Source organism: Winogradskyella sp. (assembly GCF_965228925.1).
Lineage (GTDB): Bacteria > Bacteroidota > Bacteroidia > Flavobacteriales > Flavobacteriaceae > Winogradskyella.
Window position 1 is genome coordinate 3,633,563 of sequence record NZ_OZ245845.1, and the last position, 24,950, is coordinate 3,658,512.

Sequence of the window (24,950 nt, forward strand, 5' to 3'; positions counted from 1 at the left end):
TTATGACTGACTTACATTATATTACTAGACCTTCATCCTTAGAAGAAAATGCACCATTACTTATTATGTGCCATGGCTATGGTAGTGATGAAAACGATTTGTTTTCATTTGCATCAGAATTACCTGAGGAACTATTCATTATTTCACTAAGGGCACCTTATGCCATGCATCCATTTGGCAATGCTTGGTATGCTATAAATTTTGATGCCGAAAATGGAAAATGGAGCGATAACGAACAGGCCAGAGCTTCCGTGGACTTAATTTCGACGTTTATTGATTATGCCTGTGAAGCTTATCCTGTCAATGCTGATAATGTGACCCTTTTGGGATTTAGCCAAGGTACTATTTTGAGCTATGCGGTGGCTTTAAATTATCCTTTAAAGGTAAAGAATATTGTGGCCTTAAGTGGTTATATCAATGAAGCTATTCTTCCAGACAGCATAAAAAATGAGGCTGTTTCCCATTTAAACTTCTTTTGTTCCCATGGTACGGTAGATCAGCTTATTCCCGTGGAGTGGGCTCGAAAAACATCAAGCTTTTTAGAGACTTTGGGTATCAACCATGTCTATAAAGAATATCCGGTAGGACATGGTGTAGCCCCACAGAACTTTTATGATTTTAAGGAGTGGCTAAACCACTATATCTAGCCTAATTTAGGGTACATAAAGTATTCTACCAGTTTATATTTTAGGTCGTTGTTTTCATCGATGTTATAAGTCACAAATATCTCCCCCCAATGCTCTCCGTCCGTAAAATTGGCCAATATCCACCTATGGTTAACAATTCTAATTTTATTAATAAGTAGTTTAGAATTGGTCATCGACACGAAAGGAACAATGGGATGGTCTTCGCCTTCATAATTATTCATATCATACAAACCTTCCGTAATTGCAGCGATTAATTCATCCACATTATAACCTTGAGCAATAAAATAATCTAGGGCATTATCATTGCGGTCTATATTAAAATAATTGAGGTCAAAATTCTGCTCCTCCAAGTCGACAATAGCCTTTTCTTGGGTTTCTATCTTAGCCTTATATGTTTTGATATCCTTTTCGTACTTGTCAATGATATTTTTGGAATTGACATATTGAAAAATAATGATCAATGTCGAAAAAATAAACAGATACATAAAAACTCTACTTTTCATAGCTTAAATAGTGATTTGTAAATTATCATATGCCAAAAAAACGTTCTTTGGCAACTTTTGTTGTACGTCATCATGAAACCCAAGATGATGACTGATATGGGTTAAGTAAGCGCGTTTGGGTTTAATTTTACGAATAAAGTCTAAGGCTTCTTCAAGATTAAAGTGCGATATATGCGGCTCTTCGCGTAATGCATTAACCACCAAAACCTCAAGGTTCTGAAGCTTTTTCACTTCAACATCCGGAACCGTTTTCATATCCGTCAGATAGGCGAAATCCTTAAATCGAAACCCGAATACCTGAAGCTTATAATGCAAGCCGTCAACAGGAATAACTTCGAGGTTCCCTAATGTAAATGGTTCATTCTTAATTTCGTGCTTAATAACACTCGGTACGCCAGGATATTTGGCTTCGGTGGTAAAAATATAATCGAAACGCCTTTCCAAAGCTTTAAAAACACGTTTGTGGGCATAAAGATCGATATCTCCCTGTCTAAAGAAAAACGGGCGAATATCATCTAAGCCCATAGTATGATCCGCATGCTCATGGGTAAACACCACGCCATCTATTTTCTCAACTTTAGCGCTTAGCATCTGCTGCCTAAAATCTGGACCGCAATCAACAACATAGCAATAATCGTCCCATTCTACCAAGACAGAAACACGCAGTCGTTTATCCTTTGGATTATCACTTAAGCAAACGGGATGTTTACTCCCAATTATGGGTATGCCTTGTGACGTTCCGGTCCCTAAAAACGTTATTTTCAAAGGTGTTAAGTTTATAACAAAAATAAGCTTATTTTTTTGTTTGCTGTACTAAATTAATACCTTTGTAGCAACGATGAAATCCCAACAACCATGGAAGAAATAACGTATAAGGGGGACTACCAAATTGAAAATATTCCTTCACTTAAAGACAAGGCCCTACGTATTAATCTCAATAAAGATATCTATGGAACTTTTGCTGAAATAGGCGCTGGACAAGAGACCGTACGCCAGTTTTTTAGAGCTGGAGGAGCTTCAGGAACCATTGCAAAAACCATGTCTGCTTATGATAAAGATTTTAGCGATTCAATTTATGGTATCGAGGACGACAAGCGTTATGTCACCGAAGCGAGACTTCGAAAAATGCTTAACCACGAGGTAGGTCTTATCGAAAAACGTATAACAAGAGAAAAACATCCCACAAAGCTCTTCTTCTCCTACGCCAACACCGTTACAACTATCGATTTTGCGAAGAAATATAAAGGACACGGTTGGGTTGGTATTAAATATCAGGTGGCTCCAGACCAAGAGTACAACGATATTGTATTACATATTCGTTTTAAGGAAAATGACGCGCGATTACAGCAAGAGACTTTAGGAAAACTAGGAACCAACTTGATTTATGGTGCCTTTTACAAATACAATCAACCTAGAAAATTATTGCGCTATTTGTATGACCATTTAGATAAGGATCAATTAGAAATAGATACCATTAACTTTTCTGGTCCTGTGTTTAAAGACATAGATAACCGCTTGATGAGTTTGCAGCTGGTGAAAAATAACATGACGGATGCCGTTATGTTTGCACCAGATGGTAATAATGTATTACCGGCACGCGTCCTTTATAAAAAGAATATACTGGCACTAAGGGGTAGTTTTAGACCCGTAACCAAAGTCAATATGGACATGTATGAGAAATCCTATGAAATGTTCATTAAAGAGAATAAGGTTGATAAAGCAAAAACACAGGTGATTTTCGAAATTACCTTGTCTAACTTACGTGCCGAAGGAGAAATTGACGAACAGGATTTTATGGATCGCGCCAAATTATTGTGTTCCTTAGGACAAACCGTTTTAATTTCCAATTTTCAAGAATATTATAAGCTTGTTGAGTATTTTTCCCAATACACAAGAAGTAGAATGGGATTGACGCTTGGTGTAAACAACTTGGTGGACATATTTGATGAAAAGTACTATCGCCATTTAAGTGGTGGCATTCTTGAAGCCTTTGGTAAGTTATTCTACAAGGACTTACGCGTTTACCTTTACCCTATGCAAAATGAAGATGGTAGCCTTACAAACAGCGAGAATCTTAAAGTACATCCCCGTATGAAGGAACTTTACAAATTCTTTAAATACAATGGGAAAGTTGTTGATATTACGGATTTTGACACCTCTAACTTATCCGTATTCTCAAGAACGGTATTAAAAATGATTGCCAATGGTGAAGAAGGCTGGGAAGAAATGTTACCCGAAGGTGTGGCAAAACTCATAAAAGAGAAAAGCTTATTTGGATGTGAAACCGAAGAAGTGGTTCACAAGTAAATAAACATACATAAACAATAAAAAAGACCTACTTAAAAAACAGTAGGTCTTTTTTTATATCTAATTTTATAGTTAATCTGCTAAAATCTGAGCCGTATGATCCTTAGTTTTAACTTTGGTAATCACATCTTCTAGAACCCCATTTTCGTCAATAACGAATGTTGTTCTATGAATACCATCATACTCTTTGCCCATAAACTTCTTAGGTCCCCAAACGCCAAAAGCTTCAATGACCGCTTTGTCTTCGTCGGCCAGTAAAGGATACTGAAATCCGTATTTATTCTTAAAATTCGATTGACGTTTTGCACTATCGGCACTCACACCTAAAATCTCGTAGCCCTGCGCTTGAAAACGCTCATAATTATCATTTAAATTACAGGCTTCGGCCGTACATCCTGGCGTACTGGCCTTAGGATAAAAGAAAACCACGAGTTTCTTTCCCTTGTAATCCGATAGTGAAATGGTATGTCCTTGTTCATCTTTTGCCGAAAAATCTGGTGCGTTATCACCTATTTTTAAATGCGTCATATTGCTTAAATTTGTTTTTTGTAAAAATACGATGAATGACAAAGCAAGAAAAGGTACAATTTGTTATAAATACGTTAAATCAATTGTACCCCGAAATTCCAATCCCACTAGATCATAAGGATCCTTATACATTATTGATCGCAGTACTGATGTCTGCGCAAAGTACTGATGTTAGAGTCAACCAAATCACACCATTATTGTTTGAACGCGCTAATAATCCTTACGATATGGTGAAACTAAGTGTTGAGGAGATTAGGGACATTATCAAACCCGTTGGCTTGTCACCAATGAAAAGCAAGGGTATCCACGGATTATCCCATATCCTTATTGATAAATATGACGGACAGGTGCCACAGACTTACGAGGAATTAGAAGCTTTACCAGCGGTAGGACATAAAACAGCAGCGGTTGTTTTGTCCCAAGCATTTGGAATTCCAGCATTCCCTGTAGATACGCATATTCACCGCTTAATGTATCGATGGAACCTAAGTAATGGTAAAAATGTGGTACAGACCGAAAAAGATGCCAAGCGCCTTTTTCCAAAAGAACTTTGGAATGATTTACATCTTCAAATTATATGGTACGGTAGAGAATACTCTCCAGCTCGTGGTTGGGATTTGGACAAGGATATCATCACAAAAACCATTGGTCGAAAATCCGTAATAGACGACTATTTCAAAAAGAAAAAATAATAGCATTGGTACAATTATTGATGACCTATTCAAAACCATCAATTAATGAAAAAGCCAATCGCTCTTCTTTGCCTAATAACCGTTTTAACGTCATGTATTCCCATAAAAGTAGCTCCTAAATTCAAAAACAAGGATTATAGAGTTATGAAAGCCAAAAAGTTTCAACGTAAGCTACCAAAGGAGACTGCTTTTATTTTCAAAGACCCTAAGGATGCTGACGAATTTTACAACTATTTAAATACAAAGCTTAATCTAAATCATAATGACGTAGGCTTTAACTCTCCGTTTATAATTGATGGAGAAACATTTCATCTCTCGTATAACGAAGTGAATAAAGAGGATAAAAACTTAAATATTGGCCTTAAAGCCGTTGATCTAGTACTGGATGAAAAAGTTGGTGTTACTGCATTTGATGATAACTATGTTAGCCGAAAAGGCCATTGGTATATCGTCATTACGGTCTATGATGAGCACCTAAAGAATTGTCTATTAGATAAGCATCCTATGAAATCGCAAATTATTCAGTATTTGAAAGATTTAAAACAAGAGTACTTGGCGACATACAATTATGAGGAGCTATTATTTGCTAAAAAATCCTAAATAATTATTCAATGAAGAAACATGTGATAAGCATTTTATTGGGAATAACCATAACAGCCTGCATTCCTGTAAGCTTTGCGCCCGATTTTAATAAAAAGGGCTACAAGGTCAAAGAAGCCCAACGGTTTAAGCGCAAACTTCCAGAGCAACAGGCCTTTATTTTTGAAGATACTAAAGAGGCTGATGCCTTTTACGACTTTATAAATACAAAATTTGAGCTAAATGATTTAGACGTAGATTTCGAAGTGCCTTTTAGAATTGAAGGACAACTTTACTATCTTTCATTTTATGAGGTAGAGAAATCAACCACTGCCATAGATTTGTTTAACATAACGGATGAATTGGTACATGAAGTGGGAACTTGGTATATTGTCATTACTGTTATAGACAACGACTCCAAAGATGGTTTAAAAGCATCACATCCTAAACATCAATTGATTCTACAGTATTTAAAGGATTTAAGACAAGAGTACCTCGACGTAAAGGAAAAAGAAGTACCGTCCAAAATAAAAAAATCCTGATTGTCGCATCAGGATTTTTTTCCAACTTAATTTAGAAGTGCTTCAAACTTCAATTTATTATAATTTATAACACTTAAAGCCTTAGAGTATTTCAAAAGGAACCTTACGGTTTCATCTTTTGGTTTTAGGTTATCATTTTTTGGGGTAGCATTAGAGTAAATTTTTGCCATATTCGTTGATTAGTGTTTGTTATATGACAATAACGTACTTTAAAATGCATTATTGTATCAATTTGTTAAAATAATATTATTTTGTTCTATCACCTTGCGCATATTGATAAGCGCGTAGCGCATTCTCCCAAGGGCCGTATTAATACTCACTCCTGTGCGCTCCGAAATTTCCTTAAAGCTCATATCTTGGTACATACGCATTAAAAGCACCTGCTTCTGATCCTCAGGAAGCTCTTCAATAACACGTCTCACATCAGATTCTACCTGATCTTTAATCATACTCTTTTCGGCATTGAGACTAGAATCGCTCAAAACAGAAAAAATACTAAACTCACCAGCGTTATCAAACTTAGGCATTCGGCTATTTTTTCTAAAGTGATCAATGACCAAATTGTGGGCAATACGCATAACCCAAGGCAAAAATTTGCCTTCTTCGTTATACTTTCCGAGCTTTAAGGTTCTAATCACTTTAATAAAAGTATCCTGGAATACATCTTCTGTGATATCCCTATCATACACCTTAGAATAAATAAAACTGTAAATCTTTTGCTTGTGACGTTCTATCAAAACCGATAGCGCACTTTCGTCTCCTCTAATGTAGTTGCTGACCAACTCTGCGTCTTGGATAAGTTCTCTTTTCATAATATTACTCTTAGTAGTAAGAAGCGGACTTCTTAGCAAGGGGTTAAATTTTACAAAGTAATATTATGCGATACGCAGTAGTTTTTTAAATGATTATGTGGTAAATATAACAACAATCATTCCGAAAATGCAAAAAAAACTACCAAATTTTAACATTTAATCTGGTATTCCTGCATTTTATCAGCTTAAATAGATAACGTATCTTTGCAAAATTATACACGCAAATAGCCTATATGAACGCCAATATTACAGACGTCAATCCTAAAAAAAATATCATCATCAAAGGTGCAAAATTGCACAACCTAAAGAATGTTGATGCTGTTATTCCCCGAAATAAATTGGTCGTTGTGACCGGATTATCGGGCTCAGGGAAGTCTAGTTTGGCTTTCGATACCTTATATGCTGAAGGCCAGAGACGTTATGTAGAAAGTCTATCGAGCTATGCCCGTCAATTCTTAGGACGGCTCAACAAACCTAAGGTCGATTATATAAAAGGTATTGCACCAGCTATCGCCATAGAACAAAAGGTCAACTCTACGAACCCACGTTCAACAGTGGGGACCACGACCGAAATTTATGACTATTTAAAACTGTTATTTGCGCGTATAGGCAAAACCTACTCACCCATTTCCGGTGATGAAGTTAAGAAGCATACAGTTACAGACGTTATTGATTACATTTCAAAATTTGAAGAAGGTTCTAAACTTTTATTGTTATCCCCGATTATTCTAGAAGAAGGTAGAACCGTAGAAAACAAATTGCAAACCCTGCAACAACAAGGTTATGCCAGAATAAAGTACAACAATGAGGTCTTAAGGATTGACGATGCTTTAAAGCACAATATAACATCTGACAAAAATTTGTTTTTAGTCGTTGACAGAATTGTTTATAAAGATGATGAAGATTTCCTTAATCGCTTGGCCGATGCCATAGAAACGGCATTTTTTGAAGGTGTCGGAAGTTGTATTATCGAAGCGATAGCAGATCAAAAACAAACCACTTTCAATAATAAGTTCGAGTTAGATGGCATGACCTTCCTAGAGCCCAATGCCCATTTATTCAGTTTTAATAATCCTTATGGAGCATGTCCAAAGTGCGAGGGCTATGGAGATGTGATTGGTATTGATGAAGATCTGGTGGTACCAAATACGGCACTTTCAGTCTACGAAAATGCGATTTTTCCTTGGAGAGGGGAAAGTATGAGCTGGTACAGGGACCAATTAGTTAACAATTCACACAAATTCGATTTCCCCATCCATAAACCTTATTTTGAATTAAGTGATGCACATAAAGCACTTATTTGGTCGGGAAATGAGTATTTTGAAGGTCTCGATAGTTTTTTTGCAGAACTGGAGTCCAAAGCCTATAAAATCCAAAATCGTGTTATGCTCTCCCGCTATCGTGGGAAAACCAAATGCAACGTTTGTAAAGGCAAGCGACTTCGTAAAGAAGCTGATTATGTAAAAATAAATGGGTTTGCAATTACCGATTTAGTCGATTTACCGCTTAAAGAACTCTCGGAATTCTTTAAGAATTTAGAGTTAAACACCTATGATTCTAAAATTGCAAAACGCTTACTCCTTGAAATCAATTCGCGCTTAGAATTCTTATCTAATGTCGGTTTAGATTATTTAACACTCAATAGACGTTCCAATACATTATCGGGTGGCGAAAGTCAACGTATTAATTTGGCGACTTCCTTAGGCAGCAGTCTTGTTGGATCTATGTACATCTTAGACGAACCCAGTATTGGCCTGCACCCCAAAGATACAGAACGACTGATTAAAGTCTTGAAGTCCTTACGCGACCTTGGCAATACAGTTATTGTCGTTGAACACGATGAGGACATTATGAAAGCCGCTGATGAAATCATTGACATTGGTCCAGAAGCCGGTACCTTTGGCGGTGAGATTGTAGCTACTGGCGAATTTAGAGATATTCTGGTATCCGATACGTTAACAGCAAAATATTTAAACGGTCAATTAGAAATCAAAGTTCCTGAAAAGCGAAGAACATCAAAATACCATATCGATATCATTGGTGCCCGTGAAAATAACTTGAAGAATATTGATGTGACGTTTCCGCTCGAAATGCTTACGGTAGTGACAGGAGTATCAGGTAGTGGAAAAAGCACTTTGGTGAAAAAAGTATTGTTCCCGGCCATTCAAAAGAAACTCACCGGATTTAGTGATAAAGCTGGACAGTTTACCGAAATGAAGGGGAATTTCAGCAATATACAGCACGTGGAGTTTGTAGATCAAAATCCTATTGGGCGATCTTCGCGTTCAAATCCTGTGACCTATGTTAAGGCTTATGACGATATAAGAGCCTTGTTTGCCGCTCAAAAGCTCAGTAAAATCCGAAACTATCAGGCTAAGCATTTTAGCTTTAACGTGGATGGCGGCCGCTGCGATACCTGTAAGGGAGAAGGTGTGGTAACCATTGAGATGCAATTTATGGCCGATGTGCACTTGACCTGTGATACCTGTGGCGGAAAACGCTTTAAAAAAGAAATTCTTGAAGTTCAGTTTGAAGGTAAAAATATTGATGATATCCTTAATATGACCATAGACGACGCCATTGCGTTCTTCACGAATCATAAGCAGACTAAAATTCAAAACAAACTGCAACCTTTACAGGATGTTGGCCTGGGCTATGTTACTTTAGGGCAGTCCTCTTCTACCCTATCTGGAGGTGAGGCACAGCGTATTAAATTGGCCACTTTTTTAGGTAAAGGTAGTAAAAGTGATAATGCGCTTTTTATATTTGATGAACCGACGACTGGCCTGCATTTTCACGATATCCAAAAGTTGTTAAAATCCTTTCAAGCCTTAATAGCCAAGGGACATTCTATTCTTGTTATTGAGCATAATATCGATTTAATCAAGTGTGCCGATTATATTATTGATTTGGGGCCTGAAGGTGGAAAACATGGTGGTCATCTAGTAGCGGTTGGTACTCCTGAGCAAATCGCGTCTAATACTGATTCGGTAACTGGAAAATACCTTCAAGACAAATTATAATATGGACTTACCCAAAGGTTTTCATCGAGAAGTTATTGAGTCTAAGGAAAGTCAACCACAAAATATCAGCAATATCAATGACATTGTTTCGACTGAGCCTCTAAATCCGGGCGGAGCCAGTTTTAGAACTAACGTACTTATACAGGAATCTAGCCATAAATTGGTTTACAAGCCATATATAGGTGTGGCTTTATTCTGTTTTATTTTTCTTGCTATTGGTATAGGAGTTTTGTTTGTTGGCATATATCCATTTGATGGTGATTCTAAGAATATTAAGTGGTTAGTCGTTCTGGTGGGGTTGATTTTTACAACGGTTGGCAGTCTTATGTTTTATAATTTCTATAAGCCTAGAGTTTTTGATAAACGATTAGGCATTTATTATAGCGCTTATAACTTTAAAAGTGATAAAATTGAGCAGCATAAAACTGACAATTACATTTCATTAAAGCGTATTATTGCCGTTCAAATCATTGGTGAAAACATAAAGGGTGATGACGGTCACTACAAAAGCTTTGAACTCAACTTAGTACTAGACGATAAGTCGAGAAAGAATGTCATCGACCACGGTAACTTAAAATCCATAATTGACGACGCGCATGTGTTAAGTGATTTCCTCGATGTTCCTATTTGGCATGCAAAATCTCCTAATCAATAAAGCAAGAATGCCAAAAATGCCAGAATCGAAAACGACATTGGTATGACGAACAGCAAGAAGGAAAATGAGATAATGCCACTTTTTATCCAAGACAGAAACCAATTTTGTCTGTAAAACTTGATGAGCGCCACTAAGAAATAAAAATACGTCGATAGGGCGACCAACCAATCGATCCAGTCGGGAATATCGTATACAAATCTGTTGACCGCAAACAAAATACTGAAAACGGTAAATAAATAAGAAAAGAAGTAAAAACTAAACACCAAGTGATGGGCATATTTTCCTTTGTTGAAATAAAAAATCTTCAGTATAAATGCAAAAAGCGGTAATAGAAAAAACATAGAAATAGGGATACTGTCAAAAAATGCCTGGACGATACCCCCAGCACCTCTGCCCTTGGTCAGTTTCAGTGCGTTCTCAAAAATACGCCGTTCAAAAAAACCGGGATTGTCAGACATGCCCATTTCCTTCAAAATAATATCTTCATCGGCATCAGCAGCTATTAAGGAGTCCACTTTTTTCTTATTAAAGTCCCATGTAATATTATCATTACTATTCTTTTCCTTCATATTGGCCTTTATGATAGAATCCGTTAACTTAAAATCCTCATCATTTAGTCCGAGTAATTTCTTGTTTTGTTCTAGCGGTTTCATCATTTTTTCAAGCTGAATAGAATCCAAAACTTTATCAACGCTATCTTTTTCTATCTCAACAGCATCAGCATCAACTACTTTTTGATTAATCTCATTCGCCTTGCTCACTAAATCTCTTGTGCTAAAGGAAATAATGAAAAAGAAAATCACAGAAACAAACAAATACATTTGAGCCGGATGCAGATAGAGTAAACGCTTGCCCTCCAAGAATCTTGCAGCCAGATAACCTGGCCTAAACATCAAGGGTAAAAAGCTCTTTAAGAAACGTGCATCAAACGAAAAATAATTACTAATGGTATTGTAGAACAGAACACCAATGGTTAAATCATCGTCTGTTTTTTGTCCACAATGCGGACAAAACTTAAACCCTTTTTCATAGGGTTGCTCACAGTTTTGGCAAATCTCTTGGTTAGTGTTCATAAAGCAAAGTTAGTCTCGACTAAAAATAATCAATTTTACGATATACCCCTTCAATTTTTAGAATACCAAACTCAATAATTGTTACAGGCACTTTTTAAAATACCACCTAAATAGTTGCTAATAAGTCATTTAAAAATATTGGCACGTTAATTGGTTTGACCAGACTATAGCGTAAACCTAAAAGTCCTAAACGAGTTAGTGACTAGGTAAATCTAAAAACCTATAAATTATGAAAAAGCAAGTACTTTTTTTGGCTATGGTGTTATTGGGAATGACATCTAGCACCGCAACAACAGCAGGAGATGCTGTTTTAAATAGGGAAGATTTAAAGCACATGCGTTATCGTTTTGCACAACCAATTCTGTTTGTAGAACGTGGTATTGAGTTTTTGATTTTTCCTGATGGCAGCTTCGATTTTAATACGGAAGCTTTTGTGACCCCACCAAATAATGACGATTATTATTACAAACGCAATCGCCGTGGTCCAAACCGTGCTTTTGGAGCACCAGGCACCTGGTATGATGCAGGAAACCGCGGTACTCTAGTACGACATGATCAATTAGGTCGTGTAAGACGTATCGGAAATGTCTTTATCAACTACGACCGACAAGGACGGATAAAACGTGCTGGGTCCGTATATATGACCTATAGAAGAGGCCAATTAAGACAGGTCGGTGGATTACGTATTCTTTACAATAGATATGGCGATATTATTGGCACCAGAGGTTATGTTAACTTTAGTAATCAAGATTGTGGTCTTTGGGACAACGAAGGCTATACAACGGGCTATTTTAATGGTAATGATTATTATGATGATTGGGATTCTAATTGGGAAAGTGATGACGATTACTACTACTATAGAAAAAATGGAACAGTGAAAAAACAAAGGAAAATAAGATCCTAAGATTTTGATCGCTTGGTATGACCATTAAAACATGTTTAATGGTTTAAAGAAACCCTGAATATTTCCCCAAACATTCAGGGTTTCATAATTTTATAGAGGACTTCTTCGCAGTTTTGGTTATTTAATCTTGGGCGCATTATGATCACCATTTTGATGCAGGGTTAAGGCATGCACTTCACCTTTGTCGTTTTTGTGGAATGTAATCTGAGCATCCACAAGGGTATTGTAGAACTTGTTTTCGGACATGGCGAATGCTTCGAGCTTTCCCTGACCAGTGGCTTGAACGAACAAGCGATGGTCTTCTCTGCTAATGGTCAATGTGAAATTTGGTTGAAGTTCATAAACACCGACATACTGATCCAATATTTCAGGGGCTACATCAATAGCTTCGGTCATTTTGCTAGTGTCCACTCCGATGCGCTTAAGTACATTGATGGCATTGGTGTTACTTCGGTCCAGTTCATAGGACTTTTTATAATTCTTTACGGCCTGAATGGTATCGCCACTAGCTAATTGCACCTCACCCAAGCTGTCATAAGGGTTGGAGGCCTTCGGATTTTTTTCGACATTAAACTCAAATATCGCCAAGGTCGTCTCAAAATCCCCATCCCCAAAATAGGCATAGCCTAGTGCATTAATGCCATACTCATCGATTTCATACTTCTCTGAATCCGCTAGAAGCAGTTCATTAGCTTTTATAATGGCGGTCTTAGCATCATATGCATCGAGAAGCTTAGATAGTTTGGTTGAAATAGGAACTCTGGGCAAATCATAAGGCGCGTTGGCTAAAATAGCGTCCAATGCTCTTCGAATAGGTGTTAGATTGCTCTGGTTACCGTGATTAGTAAGAATGATATAACCGCTATTATCATATAAATTACGCCTTAAAAAAGTACGGTATCCCGCCAGTCCTCCAGAATGTTGCACCGACTTTTTGCCATCTTGCTCATCTATTCCCCAACCAAATCCATACTGCGTATAGTCTCCATTGTTCAACTTTGCTGGTGTGAAAGCCTCATTTAAGGTCGCTTTTGAAACTAAGGTTTCGGTATATAAAGCTTGGTCCCATAAATGTAAATCATGGATTGTCGAGAACATACCACCGGCACCTGTTGTGAAAATTGTATAGTCGTCTAAGTCACCCTCGGCGTTATAGCCCACTGCCCTATCCTTAATTGTGGGGTTGGATTCATCATAAACTAAAGTGTTCTTCATACCCAAAGGTTCAAAAATATGAGCTTTCATAAACTCATGAAATGGTTGGTCCGCAACCTTAGCCACAATCATAGCTAATAATACATAACCGCCATTACTGTAGCTAAAGCGTTCCCCTGGCTCAAAATCCAAAGGCTGCTTTACCAATAAATTATAAACGTCTTTGTTAGTCAATCCTGGTTTATAAGCGCCTAGTCTATAATGATCTGGGATACCCGAGGTATGGGTCATTAAATGTCTTATGGTTACCGTATTGGCGTATTCAGGGAACTCAGGGAAATATTGTGATAATGGATCGTCATAAGACAACTTGTTCTGCTCTTTTAATAACATTACCGCCATTGTGGTGAACTGTTTGGATACAGAAGCCAAATACACCATTGTGGTTGTATTTAATTTTCGCTTGTTGTTCTTATCTGCATATCCCAAGGCGTTAGCATAAATTTCCTTTCCGTCTTGCGTTACTAATATGGTGCCATTAAAGATGTCATAGTCATAACTGTGTTGCATGAGTTTATCTATGGCGTCTCGCTTCTTGGAACTAGTCTCAGTCTGTGCAAGAACTGTTGGTACTAAAAGAAAAGTGATGCATACGATTGAAAAAAAAGATTTCATGATTACGGCTATTTTTGATTAATGATTTACAGGTATTGGGATCTTTAAAGTTACAACATTTAATTAATAGTCTTCTGAAGTGCATTTTATCTGAAAATTACGTTTTGGCACGCTGTTTGTTTTATAGTAAATGAGTTTAATTTTAAAACCCTTAACTATGAAACGGATTCTATTTTTATTTGCAAGTTTAGTGGCATTTTCCACAACGGCATTCGCAACTAATTCAACCACCACAGCAAACGAAGCAGAAGCTTCTATCAATACTTTTGTGAACGGTTATGGAAATTCTTTCATATTCGTTGAAAATGGTATTGAGTTCTCGGTTTACCGTGATGGGCAATTCGATTTCTACATCCCACAATATGGACCAGATCTTAGTGTTGGTATTGACACTCCTGGTTTTACATTGAGCTTCAACGGCGGTTTTAATTATAACCCTTATGTACAGTACGATAGTTTTGGTGCTATTATTCAAATTGAAAACACACCGATATACTATGACTTTTACGGTAGGGTGAACCAGATCGGAAATATCTTTATCACTTACAACAGTTTTAATAGAATTAACCGCATTGGTGGGCTAAATGTATACTATAGAAACAATGTGTTTTGGAGATATGATGGCTTCATCAATACCTTCAACAGGGCCTATATTTGGAGACCTTGGCATAGATTCTATGCGGTACCTGCTGTAAACTTCTGTGTGGTTAACGTTAACCCTTATAGACAGTTTTACAGCCCCGTAAGACATATATGGTACAGACCTTATAGAAATAATGTGAGATTCTTTAATGTGAACTACGGAAGACGTGGACATACACAAATTGCGAGAAGAAACAACAGTAATAGTTATGTACAAACACCTAGAAACAGAAGAGAACGTACCATACAGAGAACGGTGACCCGTAGAAATGCTGAAATTACAAGAACGCGTACGACACGTTTAGCCGAGAATACTAGGACGCGTGCAGCTAATACTGCAACAACACGCTCTAATAGAAGTACATCACGCAATGAGGTAGGTACATCACGATCGGCTACGAGAAGTAATAACTCGAGTACCAGAGCACGTTCTAATAGAAGTACCTCTCGTAACGAGGTCGGTACGTCGCGATCTTCAACAAGAAGCAACAACTCAAGTACAAGAACACGTTCTAATACGAGAGCAACGTCATCAAATACTAGAAACAATAGTGATAGTAGAACGATGAGAACAACACGATCTACGAGTAAGGTTTCTTCTCCTAACAGGTCGACACGTTCAAACAATGCATCACGGTCTAGAACGACGCGCGATAATGTGACCAGAACACAGCGCTCTGTGTCTAACAAAGTAGAGCGATCAAGAAATACTTCGGTGCGAAAACCAAAAGCAACTCAGTCTCGTACATATAGTAGAAGTAGTTCGCAAAACAATAAACAGCGTAGTACTGTTCAGAGTAAAAGAAAGTCTTCCTCGGTCTCGACCAGGTCTAAATCAAGTAGAAGCAACAACCAAAGTTCTACAAGATCTAGCTCAAGACGTAGCAGAGGATAAGAAATAAAACATAATTTTTTTGGTTGGTTAGTAGAAATCCCGTATGATGTATGCCTCAGAGCACCTTACGGGATTTCTCATTATTCTAAAGTACCTAAAACCCTAGGTACTTTTTTATTTGTAAGGACACATCTTCTGAAATGTTAAGCTTATAGACCAAAGCGAAATAGACAGCGCCTATCAGTACAGATTTTAATCCTATATTCACGATGGGATGAAAGGAAAAATCCCAGAAATACAAGAGGGCCGAAAGTAAAATTAAGAGCAGTACCAATTTTACAGAAGCTCTGGAAAATGGCTGCATATGCAATTTATAGTTTACAAATATCAATTTAATCGTATTGTAAATGGCCACCGCCAAAAACGTAGCAAAAGCTGAACCTTCAATACCGTAAATAGGAATAAAAACAAGATTTAAAACAATTGCGATTATGGCCAATACAACACCAAATAGCAAAACCATACTGTAATAATCACTGTTGAATAAGATGGCATTATTATTTCCTAAACTATTATCAAAAAGCTTGGCGATACTCACTATAAGTACAACGAATAAACCACCCGTGAATTCTTCGGGCAGTATTTCATATAACTGATTTATGTTCAAAACAATAAGTAAGAAAATAAAGCCACTAATGACCAAAAGGCTGATAGAACTTCGCTTGTAAAGATCTTTTAAGGCCGGTACATCGCCGTCATTTAAATATTTGGCTGTTAGTGGCATCATAATCTGGTGCATAGCACGTTGTGGCACCGCTATAACCGTAGCAATAAAAATAGCGACACTGTAATAGGCGACTTGTTCGATATGTTCTAGCAGTAGGCCTATCATAAATTTATCGATATCGAGAATCAACATGGCCACAGAACCTGCAATAATCATAAGTCCAGCATACTTTAAAATGGATGGCAAACCTTCTATTTTCTGAAACTTTAAGCTTGGAAATCGTATAGAATAAGCATAAAGTTTCATGATGAGGGTTCTTAGCACATAGACTCCTACAAGCGCTAAAATAAATTGGTCTACACTTAACCATTTAAGATGGACCATAAATAGCAAAAGCATAATGCAAACACGATGAAATATCTCTTTCATGAGGTTACCAAAAACCGTTCGCAGTTGTACTTTAGACCAGGAATAAAAAATTTCGAAATAGGCCATGGCCACAGCTAATACAAAGATATGCCATACATAATCCCTAGCGATGGTGTTTTCTTTAGAAAGCCATCCAGCAATGCCTTCATAGGATACAAAACCGATAAGCATTGTGGGGATAATAAATACCAAGGGTAAAAACAGCATGAGCGTCAAAAAACTGTCAACACGCGTCCTAGTCTTAAAAGATGAATAAAATTTAATAATGGCGTTATGTACACCAAATGCCATAAACGGCATCATAATATTAGCGGCCGACAATAAGAAGGCTACTAAGCCATAATAGTCATCCGTTAAAAAATTGGTATACAGAAAAAGTGTGTTGATGGCACCAATACCGAAGCCGACATAAGTGCTTATTGTATTTTTAAAAGATTGGTTTAATACAATACCCATAGTAATGCAAAATACAACTATTAAATATCAAATTCCAAAATCTTAAAAAAGGGATTAAACACTTCTAATGACTTCACTCAAATCCTTTGTCAGCGCTTTTCTGCTATAAGGTTGCAAACCAATGGCGTTCACTTTTAAGCTATTATTACTATAGGCATTAAAATAGTTCAAAACCTGAGTTTTAAGTGCTTCTTTTTGACTGTAATTAAAATAAGTACCTGTATTCGTAGTGCTAATGATCCGTTCAATATCAGAATCCTCTGGACCTATGGCCAGTATCGGGGTTTCAGAAATCAAATATTCAAATAGTTTACCTGGAATAATGGCTTTGGTATCCTCAGAATCGATTTCAATTAGCAATAAAACTTGAGATTGCATCTGAAATCTAATGGCTGATTCATGGCTCACATAACCTACAAGATTAAGATGTGGTTTTAAACCATGAGCAGTTATCGCATCCAAGACATCATCACTCACCACACCGATTAAATTAAGTTGGAAAGCTTTTGAAAAAGCTTCATTGTCTCTAATTAACTCTGAAAGCACTTGCCATAGAATCTCGGGGTTGCGTTCAGATAGTAAAGAGCCAATATGGGCCAAAGTAAATTTTTCATCCTTCTGACCTGCTCTAACCCCATGCGTATCATAGCCATTTGTAATCACCGTAATGGGCTGTTGCGTTTTAGTCAAAAATTCATTTTTGGTATGATGGCTTGTCACAATAATTTGATCTGCGGCATTTAGAACCTGCGCTTCTAGAGCTTTGTGTTTCGCCTCAGACGATTTACTGAGTTTTAAAGCCTTATGATAACCTATGGTGGTCCAAGGATCCCTAAAATCCGCTATCCAATTGATTTGAAGATGCTTTTTTAACTGAAGACCAATCAAATGCATACTATGTGGTGGTCCAGTAGTGATTATGGTATCAATAGTATGTTCTTTGCAATAATTAGAAAGAAATCTAACCGAAGGTTTGATCCAAAGCTTACGCGCATCGGGAATAAAAAAATTACCACGGATATAAAGCATAAGTTTTTCGGCTAAAGACTGTTTCTTCTCCTTTGGAATCACCCCAGAACTTATGGTTTTTGAACTTTTCTTTGAGAGCAGACGGGCTAAGCCATAAGGTTCCTTTATAGGCTGTTTTAGAATGGTGATCTGCTCAGGAATTTCGCTGAGCAAGCTGTTATCTATAATAGGATAGTTGGCATTTTCTGGACAATACACAATGGGCTCTACATCAAAGTCTGGTAAATACTTCACAAACTTTAACCAGCGTTGCACCCCTGGCCCACCCGCTGGAGGCCAGTAATAACAGATTATTAATACTTTTTTTTCACTCATTTCTGTCATTCCTGCAAGGGCAGGAATCCATTCAACTTTCTTTTTTCTTAAAGGAATAGAATACTCCCAAAATCAATAAAATCCCAAAAACGGCTGAACTGGCCAAAGCAATACTACTCCCTGTAGCGACGACCTTTGGTTCAAACTTAAATTCAATGGTATGATTACCCTTTGGCACTGGTATACCGCGTATAGCATAGTTAACGCGAATATGAGGTGCTAATTCCCCATCGATATAGGCATTCCATCCGTTCTCATAATAAATCTCAGAAAATACGGCAAAGCCATCATTTGGATTACTAGAAGCATACTTTAAATAATTGGGTTGAAACGTTTTGAGCTGTATAGAAGCTGTAGAATCCACCTCATACGATACGACTTCAGCGCGACTACTAAAGTTGGACATCGTCGTTACCGCTTTGGTTTTTGTATCCAAGCTGTCTAGAATTTTTATTTCCGAATTGGCATCAAATAATTGTTTTAACTCACTCACAAACCAAGCATTACCATTGGCATCTGGATTTTCATAAGGAAATATTTGACCTTGATCTTCCGCAATGATATACTTCGTATTCAGCATATTTAGTACGTTCATATTGTTGTCATAAATATGAAAATCCATCAAGTCATTATAACGTCCCAATTTAGCTGCATGGTATCCAAATAGTGAATTGTGAAAATAGGCTGCTCTACCTGGTCGACGTTGCCCATCGGAAGACATATCTAAAACCCTAAAATGCCCTTTATCCTTCAAAATATTTTTATCAGCCGCATTAGGTTGATACGGTTTATCCACTTGTATGGCCGAAACAAAGTCGTCGTTATTCACATAGTCCTTATTAATAGTGACTAAATCAAATACAATCAATATTCCAAAAAGGACAACCGCTAAGTTTTCGGATAATTTTTTCTTAAGGAAGGCATATATAATACCCGCAGAAAGTAGAACCAAAATTAAGGTTCTGATGGTATCGGAAGTGAACAGCGCTTTTCGATCTTCTATGATCGCGTCCACCAAAACTTCTGGAATCCCTGCATCCCTAAAACTCTCAAAATCAAAAAACGTCGATTTCAACGCTAAAAGGATCAAGCATAACCCGGCTGTAATAGCAACAGTATACTTCAAAGCTTTTAATTTTTCGTCATCTTTTAGGAAATTACTAAATAAGCGCACCAAAGCAAAAATACCTAGCACAGGGATACATAGTTCTAATATAACCTGAATAGAACTTACGGCCCTAAACTTATCGTATAACGGTACAAAATCTATGAAGAAATTTGTTATAGGGTTGCTATCGGGACTAGGGTCAGAAACAAAAAACCAATTTTTACCTAACGATAGTATCCATGACAATAATACCCCACCTAATAACCACCACTTTAACCGACCCTTTACCAAAAACAAGCCTAGTACAAAAAGAAAAATAACAACAGCACCAACATAAGCTGGTGCCTCAACGATGGTTTGATTGCCCCAATACATCGGTGCATTTTTGGAAACTTCTAATGCTTCTATGGGAGAGGCACCCATTGTCACATAAGTTTTATAAATATTGGAATCCTTGCCCACATCTTCAGAATTGCCACCTCCCATAAATTTTGGGATAAACAAATTAAAGGTCTCGGCCAATCCATAGCTATACTCCGTAATATACGCCCTGCTCAATCCATCCGTAGCTTCCTTTTCCGAACCATCCGGATTGATGGTCAATTCACTTTTGCCACGCGTGCTTTCCTTGGCATATTCTTGCGTCGCCATGATGTTGGTAGCATTAAGCCCAACAGCGAGTATGGCCGCAAGGGATAATAATCCAACAGATTTAAAATAATGCGGTAGTAGCTTTTTCCTGTAGGCATCGACCAAGTAGGCAATGCCCAATACAATAACAAGAAACAGCAGATAATAGGTCATCTGAAAATGGTTCGCTACAATCTCTAACCCCAGGGCAACAACCGTTAATAAAAATCCGAGGATATACTTTTTCCTAAAGGTGAGTATAATGCCCGCCAAAACCATGGGCATATAAGCAATAGCATGGGCCTTGGCATTATGCCCTACACCGAGAATAATAATCAGATAGGTAGAAAACCCGAACGCCAGAGCACCGAGTCCCGCCAGTCTAAAATCGACCTTTAAGGCCAATAATAGGATATAAAAACTAAGGAAATACAAGAACAGATAATCGGCCGGTCTTGGTAAAAAACGTAAGCTTAAATCCAGTTTTTTAATATAGTTGTGCGGATATTTTGCGCCCAATTGATAGGTGGGCATACCTCCAAAAGCACTGTTGGTCCAGTAGGTTTCTTCGCCTGTGGTCTTTGCAAACTCTTTTTGCTGCTGGGCCATGCCAATATAGTGCATGATATCGCTCTGGAATATTTTTTTGCCTTGTAATACTGGGCTAAAATAAGCTAAAGACAGTACCACAAAACCAACTAATACAAGGATATGTGGCAACAAACGTTTAAGGGAAAATGACATGAAAATGGCTATATTATTGATTCGGAAAAGTAGTCAATTTTTAACAAAATTCTGGAATATACCACGACTTATATCAATCAATCTCTTCGTAATCGATATATTCCCCTACCTTGTCATTAGAGCTTTTTTGTTGTTGCGGCATCTTGTCTATAACCGTCTCGCCTTCCTTTCTTTTTTGTGCTTCACGTTGCTGGGCTTGGTTCTGAAAACCTCCAAATTGTTGCCCGAAGCGTTCTTCCGCTTTCTTGGCGACAAAGCGCATAAGAAATGGTGCAAAAAGTCTAGCCAATATTTTTAAGCCAAACCAAATCAGTAGAATAATTAATAATGTGCGTAATAATCCCATTACAGAAGCTTCTTGCATATATCAAAGTAATAATCAAAAATACAATTATACTTGTTTATAATCCGTTATAAATACTTAAAAAAAGTATAAAATATCTATATTTGAATTTAAACCAAAGGAAATGCAAAGACTCCAATCTATTTTTACCCTTCTCATCATTTTAACCTATTCCACCGTTTATGCCCAATACACCGAGGTGATCAACTCTAATCGTCCTGGGCTCTCGGAAAGTGCGTTTTCGGTAGGTACCAATGTGGTACAATTCGAAGCTGGCGCCTTTACGGTTAAGGAAGAACACACGCCTTTAAACTATGAGGTTTCAGGTTTTGGCTTGGATTTTGCCGTGCGTTATGGCTTGTTATTTGAGCAATTAGAAGTGCAATTAGATGGTGTATATCAGAATGACACTCAAACCTTTAATAGTGGTGCGGTTCCTTTTGAAGACAAGCGCGCTAATTTTAGAAACCTCACCCTTGGAGCCAAGTACTTGGTTTACGACCCTTACAAAAATGCGGAGGAAGCCAAACCTAATTTATACAGTTATCACGCCAACAGAAAGTTTCAATGGAAATCCCTAATCCCGGCAGTTGCGGTTTATGTAGGGGCGAATTTTGATACCGAAAATAATCCTTACACGGCACCAGATGTTGAAGGTATAAGTCCTAAAGTAATGATCGCTACCCAAAATAACTTTAATGGCGGCTGGGTTTTCGTCATGAACTTGATAAAAGATAGAATTGGATCCGATTTTTCGGACTTCCAATATATTTTCACACTAACTCATTCGTTTACCCAACAATGGGTGGTCTTTGGTGAAGCCCAAGGTATCAGTAGTGATTTTTATGCAGATAATATCTTTAGGCTTGGTGGCGCCTACCTTTGGAGTAAGGACTTTCAGCTCGATGCTAATATTGCTTTTAATACAAAAGACACCCCTTCTGTTTTTAATATTGCATTTGGAGCTTCTTACCGTTTGGATTTTCACAAGGACAAAAAAATCGATAATGGCAATTCTGCTAAAGAAGAAGGCAAGCGTAAAAAGAGACGAAACAAAAACAAGAAGAAAAAGGCTGACGATTTCGATCCCGATGGAATATAGATTACTGCATGATTACAATTAAAGAAGTTACATCTAAAAAAGGCCTCAAAGCATTTGTAAAGTTTCCATTTGCGCTTTATGATGGATCAAAATACTGGGTACCTCCTATTATTGACCAGGAATTAAAGACTTTCGACAAAGACAAAAACCCCGTTTTTCACGACGCGGAGGCCAAGTTTTTTTTAGCCTACAGGGATGGTGAAATAGTTGGGCGAATTGCCGCTATCATCAATTGGATAGAGGTTAAACAACAAGGCATTAAGAAAATGCGTTTTGGTTGGTTTGATTTTGAAGACGATAATGAGGTATCGAAGGCTTTACTAGATAAAATCACTGAAATTGGCAAGAAAGAAGGCTTAGAGTTTATTGAAGGCCCTGTGGGATTTTCCAATTTAGATAAAGTGGGCGTCATGACCGAAGGTTTTGATCATATCGGTACTATGATTACCTGGTATAATTACCCTTATTACCAAGAACACTACAAGGCCTATGGCTTAGAACTATCCAAAGAATATGTCGAAAGCAAGTTCTCCTTCAGCGATATAAAACCTGAAACATTTACAAAAATTCAGGATCTTATTAAGCGTCGATACAAATTAGAGGCGCTAGATTTTAAGTCCTCTAAAGAGATCATGGTCTATGCCGATGAAATGTTTGATGTTTTTGAAACATCCCATGCCAAGTTATCTTCATTTGTAGCGATTAATCCTGAACAAAAGGCTTATTTTAAGAAGAAGTTTTTGCCCTTTTTAAATCCTGAATATGTAAAGTTCGTTGTCGATAATACGAATAAATTAATCGCATTTGCTATTGTAACGCCCTCTTATGCAGAGGCCTTACAAAAAATGAACGGCAAGCTCTTTCCTTTTGGTTTCAGGCACATTATAAAGGCCAAAAAGCATTCTAAATCGGTGACTTTTTATTTAATCGGAATTTTACCCGAATACCAGAATAAAGGTGTTACAGCCATTATATTTAATGAGTTTTACAAGGAGTTCGCCAAAAAAGGCGTGCAAGAATGTATCAGAGGCCCTGAACTCGCAGATAATACAGCCATCCATCAGATATGGAAACACTTTAACCCACAGGTTCATAAAAGACGCTGTACGATGAGTAAACCTATTGCATAAAAAAAGCCCGAACATTGTTCAGGCTTTATATATGTTGTAAAACAGTTATTATTCTCCCATCGCTGCAATTAAGGCTGCAGACATTCTTCGATACGTCCCGTTTTGTAATCGGTCCCTAATCGCATCAAAGGCATCTAAGGTGGCCTTCACATCTTCTAAAGTATGTGTCGCCGTAGGAATCATTCGCAGTAAAATCAAGCCTTTAGGTATCACCGGATAAACCACTATGGAACAGAAGATTCCATGATTTTCACGAAGGTCTTTAACTAGGGCCATAGCCTCTGGAATACTTCCCTTAAGATATACCGGAGTCACACAACTTTGTGTTGTACCAATATCGAAACCGCGCTCCTTTAATCCAGATTGTAAGGCGTCAACTATAGTCCAAAGGTTTTTCTTCAGTTCTGGCATTGTACGCAACATTTCCAAACGCTTAAGCGCTCCAACGGTCAATTGCATCTGTAAAGACTTTGCGAACATTTGAGAACGCAAGTTGTACTTTAAATAGTCGATAATCTCTTGATCTCCAGCAATAAAAGCCCCTGTACTGGCCATGGATTTCGCAAATGTAGCAAAGTACACATCTATGCCGTCTTGTACACCTTGCTCCTCTCCTGCACCGGCACCAGTAGCACCCAAGGTTCCAAAACCATGGGCATCATCGACTAAAAATCTAAAATTATATTTCTTTTTTAGGTCTACAATTTCTTTTAAACGGCCCTGTTCACCACGCATACCAAATACCCCTTCAGATATGACTAATATACCTCCTCCGGTTTGCTCAGCCATCTTAGTCGCACGCTCAAGGTTTTTTTCCAAGCTGGCAACATCATTATGCTTATAAGTAAAACGTTTACCCATATGCAGTCGTACCCCATCTATAATACATGCATGGGCATCGACATCATAAACAATAATATCGTCTTTAGCGACAAGCGCATCTATGGTAGACATAATACCCTGATAGCCAAAATTTAAAAGATAAGCCGCTTCTTTACTCACAAACTCGGCCAACTCATTCTGTAATTGCTCGTGCAAATCCGTATGCCCAGACATCATACGTGCGCCCATCGGGTAAGCGGAGCCATAGGCTGCGGCAGCTTCTGCATCAACTTTCCGCACTTCGGGATGATTCGCTAGACCTAAATAGTCATTAATACTCCAGGTAATCACCTCTTTGCCTTGGAATTTCATTCTATTAGAAATCTCACCTTCCAACTTTGGGAAAACAAAATAGCCCTCTGCTTGGGATGCCCATTTTCCTAAAGGTCCTTTATCTCTGTAAATCTTTTCAAATAAATCCTTCATACCTTGCGTTTGCCATTAATCCTCAAATCTATAACAATAAATTGAACAGATTCTTTT

Annotated in this window: 23 protein-coding genes; 11 read left to right on the forward strand and 12 right to left on the reverse strand. The window is 37.6% G+C overall.

The genetic code is table 11. The annotated features are described in order from the left end of the window. The first annotated feature begins 2 nt into the window (after positions 1–2). Entirely contained in the window at positions 3–647 is a 645-nt protein-coding gene (locus tag ACO052_RS14985) for an alpha/beta hydrolase (protein ID WP_422104596.1), read from the forward strand. Here the strand turns inward: ACO052_RS14985 and ACO052_RS14990 are convergent. Continuing rightward, complete coding sequence (locus ACO052_RS14990) at positions 644–1,150, reverse strand: hydrolase (RefSeq protein ID WP_422104597.1); 507 nt, start codon at positions 1,148–1,150, stop codon at positions 644–646. The genes ACO052_RS14985 and ACO052_RS14990 overlap by 4 nt on opposite strands. A gap of 3 nt (positions 1,151–1,153) precedes the next feature. Then, positions 1,154–1,915 (reverse strand): MBL fold metallo-hydrolase, encoded by a 762-nt coding sequence (locus ACO052_RS14995; protein WP_422104598.1) that lies wholly within the window; start codon positions 1,913–1,915, stop codon positions 1,154–1,156. Between the two features lie 90 nt (positions 1,916–2,005). On the opposite strand from ACO052_RS14995, the gene ACO052_RS15000 reads away from it, so the two are divergent. Continuing rightward, positions 2,006–3,457, forward strand: a complete 1,452-nt coding sequence (locus ACO052_RS15000; protein WP_422104599.1) for a TonB-dependent receptor — start codon at positions 2,006–2,008, stop codon at positions 3,455–3,457. Between the two features lie 72 nt (positions 3,458–3,529). On the opposite strand, the gene bcp is transcribed toward ACO052_RS15000, so the two are convergent. Next, the gene (gene bcp, locus ACO052_RS15005) at positions 3,530–3,985 is read right to left on the reverse strand and encodes a thioredoxin-dependent thiol peroxidase (protein WP_422104600.1); all 456 of its coding nucleotides are present in this window, start codon (positions 3,983–3,985) and stop codon (positions 3,530–3,532) included. 35 nt (positions 3,986–4,020) lie between these two features. Here bcp and ACO052_RS15010 point away from each other — a divergent pair, with 35 nt between their 5' ends. From ACO052_RS15010 to ACO052_RS15020, 3 genes are read left to right on the forward strand one after another with little or no spacing between them, the layout of a single operon-like run. Further along, positions 4,021–4,677: an endonuclease III domain-containing protein gene (locus ACO052_RS15010; protein WP_422104601.1), complete on the forward strand. Its 657-nt coding sequence runs from the start codon at positions 4,021–4,023 to the stop codon at positions 4,675–4,677. Positions 4,678–4,722: 45 nt separating this feature from the next. Continuing rightward, entirely contained in the window at positions 4,723–5,277 is a 555-nt protein-coding gene (locus tag ACO052_RS15015; protein ID WP_422104602.1) for a hypothetical protein, read from the forward strand. An 11-nt stretch (positions 5,278–5,288) separates the two neighbouring features. Then, complete coding sequence (locus ACO052_RS15020; RefSeq protein WP_422104603.1) at positions 5,289–5,798, forward strand: hypothetical protein; 510 nt, start codon at positions 5,289–5,291, stop codon at positions 5,796–5,798. A gap of 26 nt (positions 5,799–5,824) precedes the next feature. Here ACO052_RS15020 and ACO052_RS15025 read toward each other — a convergent pair whose 3' ends face one another. Next, positions 5,825–5,968 carry a hypothetical protein gene (locus ACO052_RS15025; RefSeq protein ID WP_422104604.1) on the reverse strand — a complete coding sequence of 48 codons (144 nt, stop codon included), beginning with the start codon at positions 5,966–5,968 and terminating at the stop codon, positions 5,825–5,827. 57 nt (positions 5,969–6,025) lie between these two features. Further along, complete coding sequence (locus ACO052_RS15030) at positions 6,026–6,610, reverse strand: RNA polymerase sigma factor (RefSeq protein ID WP_422104605.1); 585 nt, start codon at positions 6,608–6,610, stop codon at positions 6,026–6,028. 233 nt (positions 6,611–6,843) lie between these two features. On the opposite strand from ACO052_RS15030, the gene uvrA reads away from it, so the two are divergent. Continuing rightward, on the forward strand, positions 6,844–9,633 hold the full coding sequence (gene uvrA, locus ACO052_RS15035; protein ID WP_422104606.1) for an excinuclease ABC subunit UvrA: 2,790 nt from the start codon (positions 6,844–6,846) through the stop codon (positions 9,631–9,633). 1 nt (position 9,634) lies between these two features. Further along, complete coding sequence (locus tag ACO052_RS15040; RefSeq protein ID WP_422104607.1) at positions 9,635–10,288, forward strand: hypothetical protein; 654 nt, start codon at positions 9,635–9,637, stop codon at positions 10,286–10,288. On the opposite strand, the gene ACO052_RS15045 is transcribed toward ACO052_RS15040, so the two are convergent. Next, positions 10,282–11,361, reverse strand: a complete 1,080-nt coding sequence (locus ACO052_RS15045; protein ID WP_422104608.1) for a DUF3667 domain-containing protein — start codon at positions 11,359–11,361, stop codon at positions 10,282–10,284. The two genes, ACO052_RS15040 and ACO052_RS15045, sit on opposite strands and share 7 nt — an antisense overlap. A gap of 229 nt (positions 11,362–11,590) precedes the next feature. Between ACO052_RS15045 and ACO052_RS15050 the strand changes: the two genes are divergently transcribed. Beyond that, complete coding sequence (locus ACO052_RS15050; protein ID WP_422104609.1) at positions 11,591–12,265, forward strand: hypothetical protein; 675 nt, start codon at positions 11,591–11,593, stop codon at positions 12,263–12,265. A gap of 117 nt (positions 12,266–12,382) precedes the next feature. On the opposite strand, the gene ACO052_RS15055 is transcribed toward ACO052_RS15050, so the two are convergent. After that, positions 12,383–14,095 carry a serine hydrolase gene (locus tag ACO052_RS15055; protein WP_422104610.1) on the reverse strand — a complete coding sequence of 571 codons (1,713 nt, stop codon included), beginning with the start codon at positions 14,093–14,095 and terminating at the stop codon, positions 12,383–12,385. A gap of 157 nt (positions 14,096–14,252) precedes the next feature. Between ACO052_RS15055 and ACO052_RS15060 the strand changes: the two genes are divergently transcribed. After that, positions 14,253–15,632, forward strand: a complete 1,380-nt coding sequence (locus ACO052_RS15060; RefSeq protein ID WP_422104611.1) for a hypothetical protein — start codon at positions 14,253–14,255, stop codon at positions 15,630–15,632. 94 nt (positions 15,633–15,726) lie between these two features. On the opposite strand, the gene ACO052_RS15065 is transcribed toward ACO052_RS15060, so the two are convergent. The 4 genes from ACO052_RS15065 to ACO052_RS15080 form a co-directional block, all read right to left on the reverse strand. Then, positions 15,727–17,184 (reverse strand): lipopolysaccharide biosynthesis protein, encoded by a 1,458-nt coding sequence (locus ACO052_RS15065; protein ID WP_422104612.1) that lies wholly within the window; start codon positions 17,182–17,184, stop codon positions 15,727–15,729. A gap of 54 nt (positions 17,185–17,238) precedes the next feature. After that, the gene (locus ACO052_RS15070; RefSeq protein ID WP_422104613.1) at positions 17,239–18,528 is read right to left on the reverse strand and encodes a glycosyltransferase; all 1,290 of its coding nucleotides are present in this window, start codon (positions 18,526–18,528) and stop codon (positions 17,239–17,241) included. Between the two features lie 31 nt (positions 18,529–18,559). Next, positions 18,560–21,010 carry a YfhO family protein gene (locus ACO052_RS15075; protein ID WP_422104614.1) on the reverse strand — a complete coding sequence of 817 codons (2,451 nt, stop codon included), beginning with the start codon at positions 21,008–21,010 and terminating at the stop codon, positions 18,560–18,562. 73 nt (positions 21,011–21,083) lie between these two features. Then, a complete protein-coding gene (locus ACO052_RS15080; protein WP_422104615.1) occupies positions 21,084–21,374 on the reverse strand; it encodes a DUF4834 family protein in 291 nt (96 codons plus the stop codon). Between the two features lie 103 nt (positions 21,375–21,477). Between ACO052_RS15080 and ACO052_RS15085 the strand changes: the two genes are divergently transcribed. Both ACO052_RS15085 and ACO052_RS15090 read left to right on the forward strand, forming a co-directional pair. Continuing rightward, positions 21,478–22,455, forward strand: a complete 978-nt coding sequence (locus ACO052_RS15085; protein WP_422104616.1) for a transporter — start codon at positions 21,478–21,480, stop codon at positions 22,453–22,455. An 8-nt stretch (positions 22,456–22,463) separates the two neighbouring features. After that, positions 22,464–23,585 (forward strand): GTP cyclohydrolase, encoded by a 1,122-nt coding sequence (locus ACO052_RS15090; RefSeq protein WP_422104617.1) that lies wholly within the window; start codon positions 22,464–22,466, stop codon positions 23,583–23,585. 48 nt (positions 23,586–23,633) lie between these two features. On the opposite strand, the gene ACO052_RS15095 is transcribed toward ACO052_RS15090, so the two are convergent. Further along, on the reverse strand, positions 23,634–24,893 hold the full coding sequence (locus ACO052_RS15095; protein WP_422104618.1) for an aminotransferase class I/II-fold pyridoxal phosphate-dependent enzyme: 1,260 nt from the start codon (positions 24,891–24,893) through the stop codon (positions 23,634–23,636). Positions 24,894–24,950 lie beyond the last annotated feature (57 nt).